At 60.9% G+C, this 15,221-nt stretch carries 12 protein-coding genes; 7 read left to right on the forward strand and 5 right to left on the reverse strand.

The genetic code is table 11. The annotated features are described in order from the left end of the window. Positions 1–3 precede the first annotated feature (3 nt). Positions 4–1,575 (reverse strand): alkaline phosphatase D family protein, encoded by a 1,572-nt coding sequence (locus ACP7CZ_RS23555; protein ID WP_072448106.1) that lies wholly within the window; start codon positions 1,573–1,575, stop codon positions 4–6. Continuing rightward, positions 1,572–2,126 (reverse strand): GNAT family N-acetyltransferase, encoded by a 555-nt coding sequence (locus ACP7CZ_RS23560; RefSeq protein ID WP_054921698.1) that lies wholly within the window; start codon positions 2,124–2,126, stop codon positions 1,572–1,574. The genes ACP7CZ_RS23555 and ACP7CZ_RS23560 overlap by 4 nt, the downstream gene beginning before the upstream one ends. A gap of 190 nt (positions 2,127–2,316) precedes the next feature. Here ACP7CZ_RS23560 and ACP7CZ_RS23565 point away from each other — a divergent pair, with 190 nt between their 5' ends. The 6 genes from ACP7CZ_RS23565 (at position 2,317) to ACP7CZ_RS23590 (ending at position 9,547) form a co-directional block, all read left to right on the forward strand. Continuing rightward, positions 2,317–2,724, forward strand: a complete 408-nt coding sequence (locus tag ACP7CZ_RS23565) for an ExbD/TolR family protein (RefSeq protein WP_014717774.1) — start codon at positions 2,317–2,319, stop codon at positions 2,722–2,724. A gap of 2 nt (positions 2,725–2,726) precedes the next feature. Next, on the forward strand, positions 2,727–3,455 hold the full coding sequence (locus ACP7CZ_RS23570; RefSeq protein ID WP_054921700.1) for an energy transducer TonB family protein: 729 nt from the start codon (positions 2,727–2,729) through the stop codon (positions 3,453–3,455). A 24-nt stretch (positions 3,456–3,479) separates the two neighbouring features. Beyond that, complete coding sequence (locus tag ACP7CZ_RS23575; protein ID WP_252951112.1) at positions 3,480–5,765, forward strand: TonB-dependent receptor; 2,286 nt, start codon at positions 3,480–3,482, stop codon at positions 5,763–5,765. 25 nt (positions 5,766–5,790) lie between these two features. Then, positions 5,791–6,438 (forward strand): MotA/TolQ/ExbB proton channel family protein, encoded by a 648-nt coding sequence (locus tag ACP7CZ_RS23580; protein WP_054897855.1) that lies wholly within the window; start codon positions 5,791–5,793, stop codon positions 6,436–6,438. A gap of 56 nt (positions 6,439–6,494) precedes the next feature. After that, complete coding sequence (locus tag ACP7CZ_RS23585; RefSeq protein WP_252951111.1) at positions 6,495–7,712, forward strand: phospholipase D-like domain-containing protein; 1,218 nt, start codon at positions 6,495–6,497, stop codon at positions 7,710–7,712. 95 nt (positions 7,713–7,807) lie between these two features. Beyond that, the gene (locus ACP7CZ_RS23590) at positions 7,808–9,547 is read left to right on the forward strand and encodes a dipeptidase (RefSeq protein ID WP_127881408.1); all 1,740 of its coding nucleotides are present in this window, start codon (positions 7,808–7,810) and stop codon (positions 9,545–9,547) included. Positions 9,548–10,300: 753 nt separating this feature from the next. Here the strand turns inward: ACP7CZ_RS23590 and ACP7CZ_RS23595 are convergent. Further along, the gene (locus ACP7CZ_RS23595) at positions 10,301–11,962 is read right to left on the reverse strand and encodes a M24 family metallopeptidase (protein WP_054898858.1); all 1,662 of its coding nucleotides are present in this window, start codon (positions 11,960–11,962) and stop codon (positions 10,301–10,303) included. Positions 11,963–12,039: 77 nt separating this feature from the next. On the opposite strand from ACP7CZ_RS23595, the gene ACP7CZ_RS23600 reads away from it, so the two are divergent. Continuing rightward, positions 12,040–13,530, forward strand: a complete 1,491-nt coding sequence (locus ACP7CZ_RS23600; protein WP_034127221.1) for a PLP-dependent aminotransferase family protein — start codon at positions 12,040–12,042, stop codon at positions 13,528–13,530. Positions 13,531–13,535: 5 nt separating this feature from the next. Here ACP7CZ_RS23600 and gltS read toward each other — a convergent pair whose 3' ends face one another. Both gltS and ACP7CZ_RS23610 read right to left on the reverse strand, forming a co-directional pair. After that, positions 13,536–14,747, reverse strand: coding sequence for a sodium/glutamate symporter (gene gltS / locus ACP7CZ_RS23605; RefSeq protein ID WP_034127220.1), 1,212 nt, complete (start codon positions 14,745–14,747; stop codon positions 13,536–13,538). A gap of 164 nt (positions 14,748–14,911) precedes the next feature. After that, positions 14,912–15,199 (reverse strand): hypothetical protein, encoded by a 288-nt coding sequence (locus tag ACP7CZ_RS23610; protein ID WP_054920042.1) that lies wholly within the window; start codon positions 15,197–15,199, stop codon positions 14,912–14,914. Positions 15,200–15,221 lie beyond the last annotated feature (22 nt).

Consider the following 15,221-nt stretch of genomic DNA (forward strand, 5'->3'; position numbering starts at 1 on the left):
CTCCTACAGGGCCACGCTCGGCTGGCCCGATTCATTGATGAACGACTTCAACGTCGACACCGTCGCCGCCGGGTCACGCGGATCACTGATCGCCCGAAAATTCGTCAACATGGTGTTGGCCGCCAACTCCACCGACACATACCCACGCTGGCGACTGTCGAAAAACTTCACATGGGGGTTGAGCGGCATGATCTTCATGAACGCGTCGTAGGGAGGGCCATCTGAGGTGACCGACGAGCCGACGAACTCGGTGGCGACCACCGCCGAGTCTGGCCTGTCGGCGTCGAGATGCAGGTCGGTGGCCCAGAACGAATGAATATCCCCTCCCCAGAACACCGGGTTCTTCACGCGATTGCGCACGATCGACGCCAGCATCCGTGAGCGGTTCGCCATGTAGCCATCCCAACCATCGGTCCAGCGGCCAAGCTTATGGTTGGTCAAGTCACGCTGCATCAGCGGCGCCACCAGCAAATCCTGGGCGATGACATTCCACTGCGCACTGGACTGGGCAAACCCCTGGTCCAGCCAAGACTCTTGCTGCCAGCCGAGCAACGTGCGGCCAGGGTCACGCAGGTCGCTGCAAGGGGTGGTGACAATATGCCCTTGGTGGCTGCCATTGGCCGCGATGCAGGGTTGCTCGGAACGGTACTGGCGACCGTCGAGCACATGAAAACGCGCGAGCCGCCCATAGTCCAGGCGCCGGTAGATGCGCATGTCCGGCCCCTTCGGCACGCTGCTGGCACGCAGGGGCATGTGTTCGTAAAACGCCTGGTACGCCGCGGCCCGTTGCTTGAGAAACTGCGCCACCGCCACCTTCGGGTCCTGGGACCAGCGGTTGGCGTAGTCATTCTGTACTTCGTGATCGTCCCAGGTTACGACGCTGGGAGCCGCGGCGTGCAGGGCCTGCAGGTCTGGATCAGTCTTGTACAGTGCGTAGCGGTTGCGGTAATCACTCAGGCTTTGCGCATTGCCGCTGCCGTGAGAACGAAACACCTTGCCCGAATCCGCAGCATAGGAACTGTCGTAAATATAATCACCGAGGAAAAACACCAGGTCCGGCTGCTCGGCGGCAAGGTGTCGGTAGGCGCTGAAGTAACCGCGCTCCCAGTGCGAGCAGGACACAAACCCCAGCCGGGCCGAGGCCATGGCCTGCAGCGGCGGCATCGTGCGCGACTGGCCCACCGGGCTCTGCGCACCGAGCCCTTCAAACTGGTACCAATACGGCCGATCCGCCGCCAGCCCCGCCACTTCGACATGCACTGCGTGAGCAAAACGGGGCGTCGCCAGTACTTCGCCCTGCTTCACAATGCGCGTCATCGCCGCATCGCTGGCCACCCGCCAACGCAGCGGCACCGAGCGACTCAGGCCGCCACGGCCATCCGCGGCGTTGAACAACGGCGCCAGGCGCGTCCAGATCACAAAGCCATCTGGCAACGGGTCACCGGAAGCCACGCCGAGGGTGAACGGATAATCCACCCCGGCACTGCGCGCAAACGGGCTGAGAATCGAAAACGCGGTAGCGACCGCCAGCCCGCCAAGGACCCGGCGCCGGCCGTGGTCCACTTCGCCGCTCACAGGCAGCGCTCCCAGACATCACGCACGGTGGCAAACCCGAGCATGTCCTCATACACGCCGTTCTTTAAAAACGCCTGGCGCATGCAGCCTTCATAACGCAGGCCGATCTTCTCCATGACCCGCGCCGATTCCTTGTTGCGCGCGAAACACTGGCTGCCCACGCGCTGCAACCCTAGCGCCTCGAACCCGAAGTCCATCACCGCGCTCGCCGCTTCAGCCGCATATCCCTGGTTACGGCAGTGCGCCGCCACCCAGCCACCCAAGTGCCCATAGTGATGGCGAGCATTGATGCGCAGGCTGACCATGCCGACCAATTCGTCGGTGCCGCGCACATGCATCCCCAGGTTCAGCAGCTCACCGGTGCGGTACTTGTCAGCGATCCCCGCAATAAAATCCTGCGCGGTTTCCAAGGTGTAGGGCGATGGAATGTTCGCCGTGTTGTCGGCAATTTTCGGCCCGTTGGCAAGCGTGAAAAGCACCTGCGCCTGATGCATTTGCAGGGTGCGCAACAGCAGTCGCGGGGTCGTCAATTGAGGCAATGCAGTAGGCATGGAGGCCGGCTCTCAAGATAAATTTCTCAAGCATGGATGCCCCGAGTGTCAGTTTCATTACGCCCGAAAACTGACCGGTAAGTTTTCTGAAAGACGCGTCCTAGAGCCTCTAAACGGTCAATTAAAGTTAACCAATCGGTCATTTTTGGCTGTTAGCGTTTTGCCCCTAATTCAATGACGGGGTAACGGAATGAGAACCTGGGACGAACCCAAGAAACGCAAGGCGCACATCGAGCTGATCCCGATGATCGACGTGATGATGTTCCTGCTGGTGTTTTTCGTACTGGTGAGCCTGAACGTGATTCCCGCGCTCGGCATGAAGACCCAATTGCCCAGCGCCAGCAGTTCGCAGCAGCTCAAGCCGCAAAACAAATTCATCCTCACCCTGGGCCTGGAAGGCCAGTTGCAACTGGACGGCAAGGACCTGACGGTGGAGGCCCTGGTGCCGGCGCTGAAGGCGGCCGAAAAGCCCGATACCAAGTCGACGATCATCGTCAACAGCGACAAAGGCGTGGAGGTTTCGCGCCTGGTGGAAGTGATGGACACCCTGCGCCTGGGTGGCTTCACCTCCGTGTCCATCGCCACGCGTAAGTCCTGATCATGTACGTTCTGTTTCGTGCGCGTCAGCTGCTGGGCAGTGTTCCGGCCCTGATCGCCCTGGTGCTGATTGCACTGGGTATCCAGTCCCAGACGTTGAAGGTCGAGCCGGTGTATGACGAGTCGGCGGTCGAATTGGCCTTGGTTGAGCCGGAACCGGAAGTCATACCGGAACCGGTGGTGGAGCAAGAACCGCCACCGCCGGTGATCGAAGAGGAAGAGGCCGAGCCGGCGCCCCCGCCGCCACCGCCCAAGCCGCTGCCAAAACCCGAACCCAAGCCAAAGCCAAAACCTGTGCCCAAGCCTGCGCCCGTGGTCGCCAAGCCCGTGCCGACGCCGCCACCGGTGGCCGCCAAGCCAGCCCCGGCCGCCGTCACCCAAGCGGCACCGACGCCAGCCCCACCGGCGCCACCGAAGGTCGATGGCCAGGCCCTGGAAAGCGGTTACCTCAAAGGCTTGCGCAACGAACTGGACACCTACAAGCAGTACCCCACCGGGCGCCAGGCGTCCCTCGAACGCCCGAGCGGCGAGGTGGTGGTGTGGCTGCTGGTAGACCGTCAGGGCCGCGTCCTCGACTCAGGTCTACAAACCCAGGCCTCGAGCATGTTGCTCAACCGGGCAGCCACCAACAGCTTGCGTCGCATCAAGCAAGTCAAACCGTTCCCCGAGCAAGCCTTCGGGGGGCGAAATGAGCAGCGCTTCACCGCCACCTTCAACTACAGCGTGCAATAAGCACCCGACACCAGGACGACAGTGATGAAGTTCACCCGTATTCATCTGGCACTTGTGGCCGCGACCAGCATGAGCCAGGGACTGGTCATGGCAGAGACCAGCGACAGTGATGTCGGCACCATTGGGGTACAAGGCAAGGCGACCGCCGGGGGCGGTTACATGGTGCCGGAGGAAAGCATCAAGGGCCGCTCCACAGTGACCAAGGAAGCACTGGATAAACAGGCGGCCACCGGCAATGCCATCGACAAACTCAAGTACACCCCAGGCTTGAACATCTCCAGTGAAGACAACACCGGCCTGTCGGGCTTTCGCTTCACCATGCGCGGCATGAACTCCGACCAGGTGGGCATGTCGGTGGACGGCATGCCGATCAACGACTCCGGCAACTACGCGCTGTATTCCAACCTGCTGGGCGACCCGGAAAACATCGACCAGATCTTCGTCACCCAGGGCGCTTCGGAATCCGACGGCCCGCACATTGGTTCCAGCGGCGGCAACATTGGCATCGTGACCATTCGCCCGACCAAGGAAACCGGCGCCTTCGTCAAACAGGTCGTCGGCAGCAATGCCACGCGCAAGACCTTTGCCCGCCTCAATACCGGCGAAATCAACGGCCTGAGCAACTGGCTGTCGGTGTCCCATACCGAAGGTGAGATGTGGCGCGGTTCGGGCGCGGTACGCGCGGACAAGGTGGAGTGGAACAGCTTTTTCGACGCTGGCAATGGCAACACCGCCAACCTGATCCTCAAGTACCACGAGCAGGACAACAACAGTTACAGCCAGTTGACCAAGGCGCAGTTCCAGCAATATGGCCGCAAGTACGACCCTTATCCGGCAACACCCAGCGTGGGCAGCAACGGCAAGTACAACAGCTATTACGCCCTGGCGCAGAACCCGTTCCAGACATTCACCGCCGTGCTCAACACCCAGTTCAAACTGGCCGATAACCTCGCACTGTCGGTGATCCCGTATTACTACTGGGGCAATGGCAGCGGCGTCGGTTCATCCAGCTATGCCCTCAACCGTGGCTCCAACCAGGGCGGTGTGTTCGACCTCGGCAACCTGCCCACGGCCGCCCAATACAACGCCGACGGCACACCCAACAGCGGCGTGTACTACCGCCCTTCACGCACGCAAACCTGGCGTCCGGGCATCACCACCAAACTGACCTGGGACCTTGGCGACCACAGCCTGCAATTCGGTTACTGGTACGAGCGCGCACGCCAGAGCCAGACCCAGCCGTTCATTCCGCTCAAGAGCAACGGCAAGCCAGTGGATACCTGGCCAGATTCCAACAGCGCCATCGTCGATGCCAACGGCAACACCGTGCAGGGTCGCGACCGTTTCACCGTGACGCCAGCGCAAAAGGTCTGGGCCCAGGACACCTGGTACATCAACCCGGACTGGACCCTCATCGCAGGCCTGGCCTACATGAACGTCGAGCGTGAAGGCACCAACCACGGCAGCCTCAACGAACGCCCGGAAAAACGTAACCAGACCTACAACAAACTGCTGCCCAACGCCGGCCTGAAATACCAGCTGGACGAGCGTGACCAGTTGTTCTACAGCCTGTCGCGCAACATGCGGGTACCGCAGAACTACGTGCTCTACGACAAAGGCGCCGGCTCGATCGAAGCCGAACCGGAAACCAGTTGGAACCATGAACTGGGCTGGCGCTACAGCGGCGACGACATGAACCTGGCCGCCACCCTGTTCTACATGGACTTCAAGAACCGCCAGGTTTCGTCCCGGGACATCAACGGTGACTTTGCCGACATCAACGCCGGCTCCGTGGTCAACAAAGGCCTGGAGCTGGAGTGGAGCGGCCAGTTGCCCCACCACTTCAATTACTACACCTCCTACACCTACACCAAGGCCGAGCAGCAGGATGACCTGACCGTCTACAACGCCGGCAAACCCATCGTGCTGCCCACCAGTGGCAAGCAGTTCGCCAACGTGCCCAAGAACATGCTGGCGGCCAACATCGGGTATGACGATGGGCGCTTCTACGGCACCTTCGGTGGCAAGTACACCAGCAAGCTCTACGGCGACCTGACCAACGACGAGGCGATTTCCGGTCGCACCGTGTTCAACCTCGGCGCCGGTATTTACCTGCCGGTGGACAAGAAAGTGGTCAAGGACGCGACCCTGCGCCTGAACGTCGACAACCTGTTCGACAAGAAATACCTGGACGGCGTGTACACCACCAAGACCAACGCGGCCAGCTACAGCGGTTTCCGCGATGGCGACCCCGCGTACATCGTCGGCCTGGACCGTACCGTCACGGTTTCGCTGGAAGCGAATTTCTAAGACTCACCCCAAGAGGAACACCATCATGGATATGAACCTGCTCCACGACGTCACTTTCTATGTGATGTACGCGGCGATGGCCATTGCGATCTTCATCGCCATCGAACGCGGCATCTACTTCGCCTACGTACGCCGCCAGGCACGCGCATTGATCGACGCCCTGGGCGCCAATGTGCACGGCGAGCGTGACCTGCCGGACAACCTGACCCGTCGCGACAGCCTGCCGCTGAACATGATCTTGCCGGTGCTGGCCCAGAAGGCGACCCACGGTTCGCGCAAGGACCTGGACGACGAAATCGATACCCAATACCTGAAGACCCGCGCCCCACTGGCCCGCAGCCTGTGGATCATCGAGACCATCACCACCGCCGCCCCACTGCTGGGCCTGCTGGGCACCATTCTCGGCATCATCGACACCTTCAAGGCGCTGGCCACCGCGGGCGTATCGGACCCAGGGCAGATTTCCGGTGGTATCGGGACGGCCTTGTTTGCCACGGGATTAGGTATCGCCATCGCGCTTTTTTGCGTGGTGTTCCACAACTTCTTCCAGGACAGCCTGGAGCGCATCAACGACCAGTTGAAGATCCTGTTGATCCGCGCCGCCACCGGCGCCCGCGCACAGGATGAAGTGACTCATCGCGTGCCCACCCCGCTGCACAGCCGCACAGCCTGACCTGCAGGGCGGGCGCCTTGGGCGCTCGCCTTTACCTTTGGTGCGATGAGACGCTTATGTCCCTTTCGATAAAGTTGCGTATTGCCGGCCTGACCGGCTTGCTCCTCAGTCCGCTGGCCCAGGCGGACTTTTCCATTCCAGGTTTTGAATTGGTGCATACCGTGCCTGTGGACACCGCCCTGGGCACCGACGATTTGCGCCAGCCCGGCCCGGTATGGATCGAGCTGTTCGACGGCGCCAAAAGCCACATTGATATCGGCCAGTTCTACGCCGCGGACCACCCTGGCTCGGTGATGAACAGCGTGCTTGAACACCTGGAAGCCGCCGGCAAACGCGGCGTGAAGATTCGTTTCCTGCTCGAAGAAAAAGGCATCAAGCTGTCGGATGCCGCCACCCTGGAACGCTTGCACGCCATTCCCAACCTGACCTTGCGCGTGCTGCCCTACGGGCAACTGAGCGGCGGCATCATCCACGCCAAGTACCTGCTGGTGGATGGCAAGCAGGCGTTTGTCGGCAGTCAGAATTTCGACTGGCGCGCCTTGGAACATATCCACGAAACCGGGCTGCGGATCACTGACGAAACGGTGGTGGGCCAGGTGCAGGCGATCTTCGAGCAAGACTGGCAAGCCCAGGCAGCGCTGGAGGGTAAACAACCGGTGCCGCTACCCGCCAGCGGCCCGGCACCCGCACGTACCGGCAACTACCTGGTGGCCAGCCCGCAACGCTACAACCCGCCCGGCGTGGGCGACTCACAGCTGGAACTGCCGCGCCTGCTGGGCGAAGCCCAAAAAGAGGTGCGCGTGCAATTGCTCGACTACGCGCCGCTGTCCTACGGACCGGATCGAACCCGGCCGTACTACGCGGTGATCGACAACGCCGTGCGCGCCGCCGCAGCCCGTGGCGTGTCGATCAAACTGATGGTGTCCAACTGGAATACCGACCCGCTGGAACTGCCCTATCTCAAGAGCCTGGTGGTGCTGCCCAATATTGAGATCAAGATCGTCACCCTGCCCGAAGCCAAGCAAGGCTTTATCCCTTATGCGCGGGTGATACACAGCAAAACCATGGAGATCGACGGGCAAGTGGCGTGGGTCGGCACCAGCAATTGGTTGGGCGGCTACCTGGATAATTCGCGCAATCTGGAGGTGGTGATGCGCAGTGAGGCGATGGCCAGGCGTGTAGGCCAGTTGCATGAACAACTGTGGGATGGGCCTTACGCTAGAGCCTTGAGCGTGACGCAAGAGTATCCCGCGCCCCACCCTGGCCAGCATTGACCTTGGGCACCTGAGTAATGGTAGTGTGTGGAAATGTTTCTGTCTCTTCCGTCAGAAATCTCCTACTCACTACCTGCAAAGGAATGCCTTCAACCATGCACTTTCCACTTAAGCAATTGGCGGTTGCCACCCTGTTCGCCGCCAGCCTTTCGGCCGTCGCCACGCCCGCATTCGCCAACATCAGCGCGGACCAGAGCACGGCAATCCTGAAGCAGTTCAACGAGACCTCGGTTACCGATTTCCGCGGTTTCCTCGGCACTCTGGCCCAGGGCGAGCTGGGCAAAGCGGCCGACACCGGCCCGGCTATCAGCGCGTTTGTGGGCAACAAACCCCTGAGCGCCGAGCAACAGAACGAGATCAATCGCCTGCTGGGCATTTACACCCGCGTTAAATATGGCAAAGCCGCGCTCGAAACCTTGCGTGAACTGGTGGAAGTCCCGACGTTCAACGTAGACGGTCTGCCACAGTACAAAAACCCGGAATTCCTCAAGATTGCCGCAAAGATCGAGGCCCTGGCCAAGTCCTTCAACCTGAACTTCCGTAACGTCGACAACCGCGTGTACGAAATTTCCCTGGAAGGCAGCGGTGATGAAGTCGTGGGTGTGCACGCCCATGCCGATGTGGTGCCCGTTACCCCGGAAAACTGGGTGCTGCAAGACGGTACCAAACTCGACCCGTTCAAGGTCACGCTGATTGGCGACCGCATGTATGGCCGCGGTACCGAGGATGACAAGAACGGCATCGTGGTGGCGATGTACGCCATGAAAGTGATCAAGGAAGAAAAACTGCCACTGGCGCGCACGTTCAAACTGCTGGTAGACACCACTGAAGAAACCGCCGGTGATGCCATTCCTTACTACTTCGAACGCAACCCCGTGCCGCAATACAACCTGGCGCTGGATGGCGGTTACCCGGTGGTGATCGCCGAAAAAGGCTCGGGTACCGTGATGGCCACCTTCCCGGTGCGCAAGGGCGAAGGCAAAGGCGCAGAAATCATCGCGATGACCGGCGGCAAGGCGAACAACCAGATTCCATCGGCCTCGGTGGCCACGCTGGTCAGCGACACCCCCGCCGAACTGGCCGCCAGCCTGCAACAGGCCGGTGCCGACTATGCCAAGCGCAACGGTGGCGACTTCCAAGTGACGGCCAAGGTCGATGGCAAGGATGTCAAACTCACGGTTACCGGCGTATCCGCTCACTCTTCCGAGCCTGAAACCGGGGTCAACCCGGTGGCGCGCATGCTGGACCTGATCCACAGCCTCGACGGCAAGGTCGCCCTCCAGCACAACCACATCACCGATGCCGCGCGCTATGCCGCCGACAACTGGGGCCTGGATTACCTGGGCGGCAAATTGGGTGTGGGCTACGCGGATGATTTCATGGGGCCGTTGACCACCTCGCTGACGTTTGTGGGGCAGGATGACAAAGCCTTCAAACTGGCCGTGAACCTGCGCGCACCGAAAGGTAAAACCCCGGAGGCGCTCAAGGCGCAAATCGAGCAGAAGCTGAACGCCTGGGACAAGAACGCCAAGGTCAACGTGAGCTTCACTTACTCGCTGGACACGCCGATGTACCGCAACCCTGAAGGCGAATGGGTAAAAGCCTTGCTGGCAGTGGCCACTGAAAACCTGGGCATGGCGCACAAATTCGGCACCTCGGCCGGCGCAACCTCGGTGCACGACCTGCCCAACGGCGTGCAATTCGGCCTGGCCCGCCCGGAAGAGAAGTACACCGGGCACACCGACAGCGAATTCAAAACCGTCGACCAGTTCCTGCTGGACCTGCAGATCGTCACCGAAATGATGGGCCGCGTCGGGCAGTTGCCGAAGCTCTGACCCATCTGGTACCCAAGCGAGGCGGCGAAGGCAACGGCACAGGCACCCTCTTCAGCGCCTGAACCACCGCTTTCGCAGCCTCGCTAAAGCTCGACAGCTCCCACAGGGGATCGGCGGCGCTGGGTTGATGTCGGTTCACAGGGCTATCGCGCCAAATACAACTTCCGACAACAACACCGCCCAAATGTGGGAGCTGTCGAGCCCGGGCGAGGCTGCGATGGCGGCGGTACAGGCAAAATCTTCAGCGCCTGAGCCACCGCTTTCGCAGCCTCGCTGAAGCTCGACAGCTCCCACAGGGGATCGGCGGCGCTGGGTTGATCTCGATTCGCAGGGCTATCGCGCCGAATACAACTTCCGACAACAACACCGCCCCAATGTGGGAGCTGTCGAGCCCCGGCGAGGCTGCGATGGCGGCGGTACAGGCAATATCTTCAGCGCCTGAACCACCGCTTTCGCAGCCTCGCTAAAGCTCGACAGCTCCTACAGGGGATCGGCGGCGCTGGGTTGATCTCGGTTCACAGGGCTATCTCGCCGAATACAACTTCCGACAACAACACCGCCCAAATGTGGGAGCTGTCGAGCCCCAGCGAGGCTGCGATGGCGGCGGTACAGGCAAAATCTTCAGCGCCTGAGCCACCGCTTTCGCAGCCTCGCTAAAGCTCGACAGCTCCTACAGGGGATCGGCGGTGTGGGTGAGATCTCGCTTTGCAGGGGCCATCGCGTCAAACACAACTCGGCAACAATGACAGCTCTTTAGCCTTGCAACATCAGCATGTCTTCAAAGAACCCACCCACCGGCTCAGTGGGATGGCACAGCTGGATCTCCAATACCCAGGCCATTTCACTCGGTGGGATCTCCAGGTCAGCCAACTCCTTGCTTTCGAACAATGCATGGGGAAAATCCGCAAGGCGGTGCCCCGCCAGGTTGCGCGCCAGCCTCCAGCCCTTTGACGCAGCGCTGTGCTCGGCGAAGTCGTAGAGCTCACGCCCGGTCAGACCACGCAGCCACGCCTGGCGTGTTTCATCGAAGACTTCATGCAAGGCCGTCGTACAGGCCTGGTGCAACGGCCCATCGCCAAACACAAACGTATCGCCATAGTCGCCTTCGTAGCCATCCCACACCGGGCCAAGATCGACCACGGCAATGTCATTAGCGCGCAGCCTGCGCTGACGATCAATACCCTCGCGCGGTGGGCGCACAGTGTCGGCGCCAAAACGAATGTAGGTCGGATGCCAAGTGTGCGAAGCGCCCATGGCCTGCAGTTGCCTCGCGGCCATCTCAAGGGCCTCGCCGGTGGTCATGCCGACTTTCAACTGGCTGGCAATCGCCGCCAGGGCACGTATGGATTTTTCCCGCGCCGCCAGCATGCCGTCCAAGGAATAACGCGGGCCGACTTTCTCCCACACCGGGTCAAACGATAGGGAGACTGCTCCAGCACTCGACCGACCACTGGCGACAAACGCCTCCGCGATAAACCGGTGGCTGGGCAACCCCGCTTCAAGGCAGTGGATGCGTACCTGGCCGAGCATTGCACCGTTGCCGCACGCATAGACCTGGGCCTGTTCCCACTGATGCCCATGACTCATTGCAACCTCCTGAACCCTGCCCTCGGAGGACCGCACGGGATGCCAGCGAAAACGGGGATGCTCAAGCATCAGGTGGTCGAGGAAAGCGCTGTCATAAAAGTCCGCCGATTGCGCGCCGCCCCAATACAACGTCACGTCGACATCGCGCTTGAGCGCGGTCAGCAAGATAGGCTTGATGCCCGCGTAACCAGTACCCGTAGCGAATAGCACCACGGGCGCCGCCTCATCGTCCTGCCAGGTACAGGCACCAAACGGCCCTTCCACGTGCAGACGCTCACCCACGGCGAGACCACCCAGGATACCCTCGGAAAAATACCCGCCACTCACCCGGCGAATCTGGAAGACCAAGCGCCCATCGTCCTCATCGGGCAGGTTGGCAATCGAGAAGCAGCGCGTGTCACCGTCCGCCAGGTGAAACTTGAGGTATTGGCCAGCCCGAACCGCCACTGGGGTTTCGGGCATCAATACCAACTCGATCACATCGGGGCCCAGCGCATGCTTGCTGTGAACCTGCGCCGACACTACCAGCGCGGGCGTATCCAGCGACCAGCCGGGAATATGCAGGCGCATGTCGCCACAGGCGTGGCTCTGGCATAACAACATCTCATTGGCTGCCAAAGGATAAGAAGGCTGCGACGCACCCGGCACCAGGCGTTTGGCCCGGTACGCACCTTCGGCGACCACCACCTTGCACGAACCGCAGGCGCCACGGCGGCAGGAGAACGGCACGGCCAGGCCACTGGCGAGCATGGCGTCGAGCAACAATTCGTCACCAGCCTCAAAGGTTTTCCCCGAGGGCGACAGTTCGATGACATGACGTGTATTCATAACAACCTCGGGCTAAGTAAGGCTTGATTGTTGCGCTAGACTAGGCCCATTAAAACCTCCAGATTTGGATACTTCAGATGGTCCAGATGCGTAAATGGCGTCCACTGCTCCGGCTTGAAGAAGGTGCAAGCCAGGCGACTTACCGCAAGATCGCCGAAGGCTTGGTCAATGCCATCCTCGAAGGCCGCCTGCCGCCCGGGACGTTACTGCCGGGCACGCGGGAAATGGCACACTTGCTCGACGTCAACCGCAAGACGGTGATCCTGGCCTACGAAGAAGCCATGACCAAGGGCTGGCTGACCAGCGAGCCGCGCCGTGGCACCTTCGTCAATGTAAAGCTGACACTCAAACACCTGCCCAGCGTTACGCAACCGTCATTCGCGCCGCCGTTACTGGAGCAACCGCTGGTACCCTATTTCACCCATAATGCCCAAGTGGTCGCTCTACAGCATCGGCGCGATGCGCTGTTTTTCGACAACGGCACCAGCGACCACCGCCTGCTGCCCCAGGCAGTTCTGCACCGTTACTATCGCCATGCACTGCGCAACAGCTTTGCCTCCAATACCGTGCGCTACGGCAGCGAAGGCACCGGCTATCACTTGCGCTGCGCCCTGGCCGAAATGCTGCGCAACAACCGTGGGCTGACGGTCACTGCCGAAAATATCTGCCTGACCCAGGGCACCCAGATGTCCCTGTTCCTGAGCGCCAGCCTGCTGCTCAAGCCCGGCGACGTGGTCCTGGTGGAACGTCTGAGCTACCCACCGGCATGGGAAATTTTCCGCAAGCTCGGGGCGAAGTTGGTCACGGTCGACATTGATGATGAAGGTTGCCGCACAGACCAGATCGAGCGCTTATGCCGTGAGCACAAGGTGCGCATGATTTACCTCACGCCTCATCACCAATTCCCCACCACCGTGAGCTTGCACGCTGCACGCCGGCAGCACTTGCTGACGTTGGCCGCGCTGCATGACTTCTGCATTATCGAAGAGGACTACGACCACGAATACCATTTCAGTGGCCGCCCTTACCTGCCGCTGGCCAGTGACCGCGCCCAACGCCATGTGCTCTACATCGGCTCGTTGTCCAAGGTGCTGGGCTCGACGTTCCGCTGCAGCTATATCGTGGCGCCCACCTCTGTGATTGAAGCCCTGCAACGCAATGCCGCGCTGATGCTGGGCGATACCGACGCGGTCGCTCAAGCCATGCTGGCAGACCTGATCAATGAGGGGGAGTTGAAGAAGCATTTGCGCCGCGTGTCGAAAGAATATCGGGCGCGCCGCACGGTATTGCAAGATTGCCTGGATCAGGCGTTTGGTGCTCGCATACAAGTGCGCGAGCCCGAGGGTGGTTTGGCGCTATGGGTACGTTTCGAGGAAGAAATAGACGTCGATAAGTTGGCAAGCACTGCACTGGACCACGGCGTTGTGGTGCGCAGTGGTCGTCAGTTTTCCCCCAACGACCAACCGGTAAACGCGCTGCGCCTGGGCTTTGCCTCCCTCGACCGGGACGAAATCCAGCAAGCCACTCAGCGCCTGGCCCGGGCGATGAACGCCATGGGCAGGCGCTGAAAAACTTACCCTGCGGCCCCTAGAAATGGCAGCGCCAGGTACAACTTGATCACCACCGCGTTAGCGATATCGATGAAGAACGCGCCCACCATCGGCACCACCAGAAACGCGATCTGCGAAGGCCCGAAGCGCTGCGTCACCGCCTGCATATTGGCAATCGCCGTAGGCGTGGCGCCTAGCCCGAAGCCGCAATGGCCTGCCGCCAGCACCGCCGCATCGTAGTTGCGGCCCATCACCCGGAACGTCACGAAAATCGCGAACAGCGCCATCAGCAATGCCTGTGCGGCCAGCAGAACGACAATCGGCAAAGCCAGTGCCGCCAAGTCCCAGAGCTTGAGTGACATCAGCGCCATCGCCAGGAACAACGACAAACTGACATTGCCCAGCACCGAGACTTCGCGTTCGAACACCTGATGCCAGCCGAGCATCGACAGCCCATTGCGCAGCACCACACCGACGAACAATACGCACACGAACGTCGGCAATTCGAAAGCGGTGCCTTGGATGGCGGCATTCAACAAGTTGCCGCCCTGCAGGCTGATCGCCACCAGCGCCAGGGTCTCGATAAACGAAAACGCGGTGATCAGGCGCTCTTCGTTCGGTTGCTCGAACCCCTTGGCCAGGCTCGATTGCGGTTGCCCAATACCTGGAACCTCGACCCGCTTGATCAGAAAACGCGCCACGGGCCCGCCGATCAGGCCACCGAGCACCAGGCCAAAGGTCGCCGAGGCAATCGCCAATTCAGACGCAGACGCCACGCCATACTGCTCACTGAACACCGCGCCCCAGGCCGCACCGGTGCCATGCCCACCGGACAAGGTCACCGAGCCCGCGAGCAGGCCCATCAATGGGTCAAGGCCGAGCGCCGAGGCCAGCGCGATACCCATGGCGTTTTGCACCACCAGCAAGCCCGTTACCACCAGCAGAAACACCGCCAGGATCCGCCCGCCTTTCTTCAGGCTGGCAAAATCGGCGTTCAAACCGATAGTGGCAAAGAACGCCAGCATCAACGGGGTTTGCAATGAAGGATCGAAGCGTACTTCGATATCGGCAAACGCGCGCAACGCCAGGAGCAGCATGGCGACCAACAGGCCACCGGCTACTGGTTCCGGAATGTTGTAGGTACGTAAGAAGCCGATGCGAGCCACAAGCCCGCGCCCCAGCAATAGCACCAGTGAAGCGGCAACGAGGGTTGAATAGAAATCGAGTTGAAGCATCCGGTCAGTTCTCTGAAGTGGACAAGGAGAATGGGTGGCCAGAGTAGAGAGCACAGGGCGAAAAGGTATCGCCCCCACAAAAAACACAGACTTTCCCTACAAGCCTCACAATAATAACCTACAACCGCCTGCACCTCGCCCCTCCAGAGATACGCAGAGTAGACTTACCGACGACGCCTTCGCAGCAGAGGCCAGTTGGAGGCGATCTCCCCCGGCTCAGCGTCACGCCCTGCGATTCGCAGCAGGTCTGGAAACTCAAGCAACAGGGCACGATTGCCCCGGCCAATGTGCTCCATCACGGCCAGGGTAATGTTTTCACGCACCATGCCCGTCGAAACGTAATACATGGCCCAGGCTTGCTCTGGCGTACAGAGGCCGATCTGTTCTTCAATCTCTTTGTAGGCCTTGTAGTCGTCCGACTCTAAATAACGCTGATCACGACCCTGGCGCATGCTGTCTCCCTCCCCGACCCCG

Origin of the sequence: Pseudomonas sp. DWP2-2 (genome assembly GCF_049897065.1) — a bacterium.
Classification (GTDB): Bacteria; Pseudomonadota; Gammaproteobacteria; order Pseudomonadales; family Pseudomonadaceae; genus Aquipseudomonas; species Aquipseudomonas paracarnis.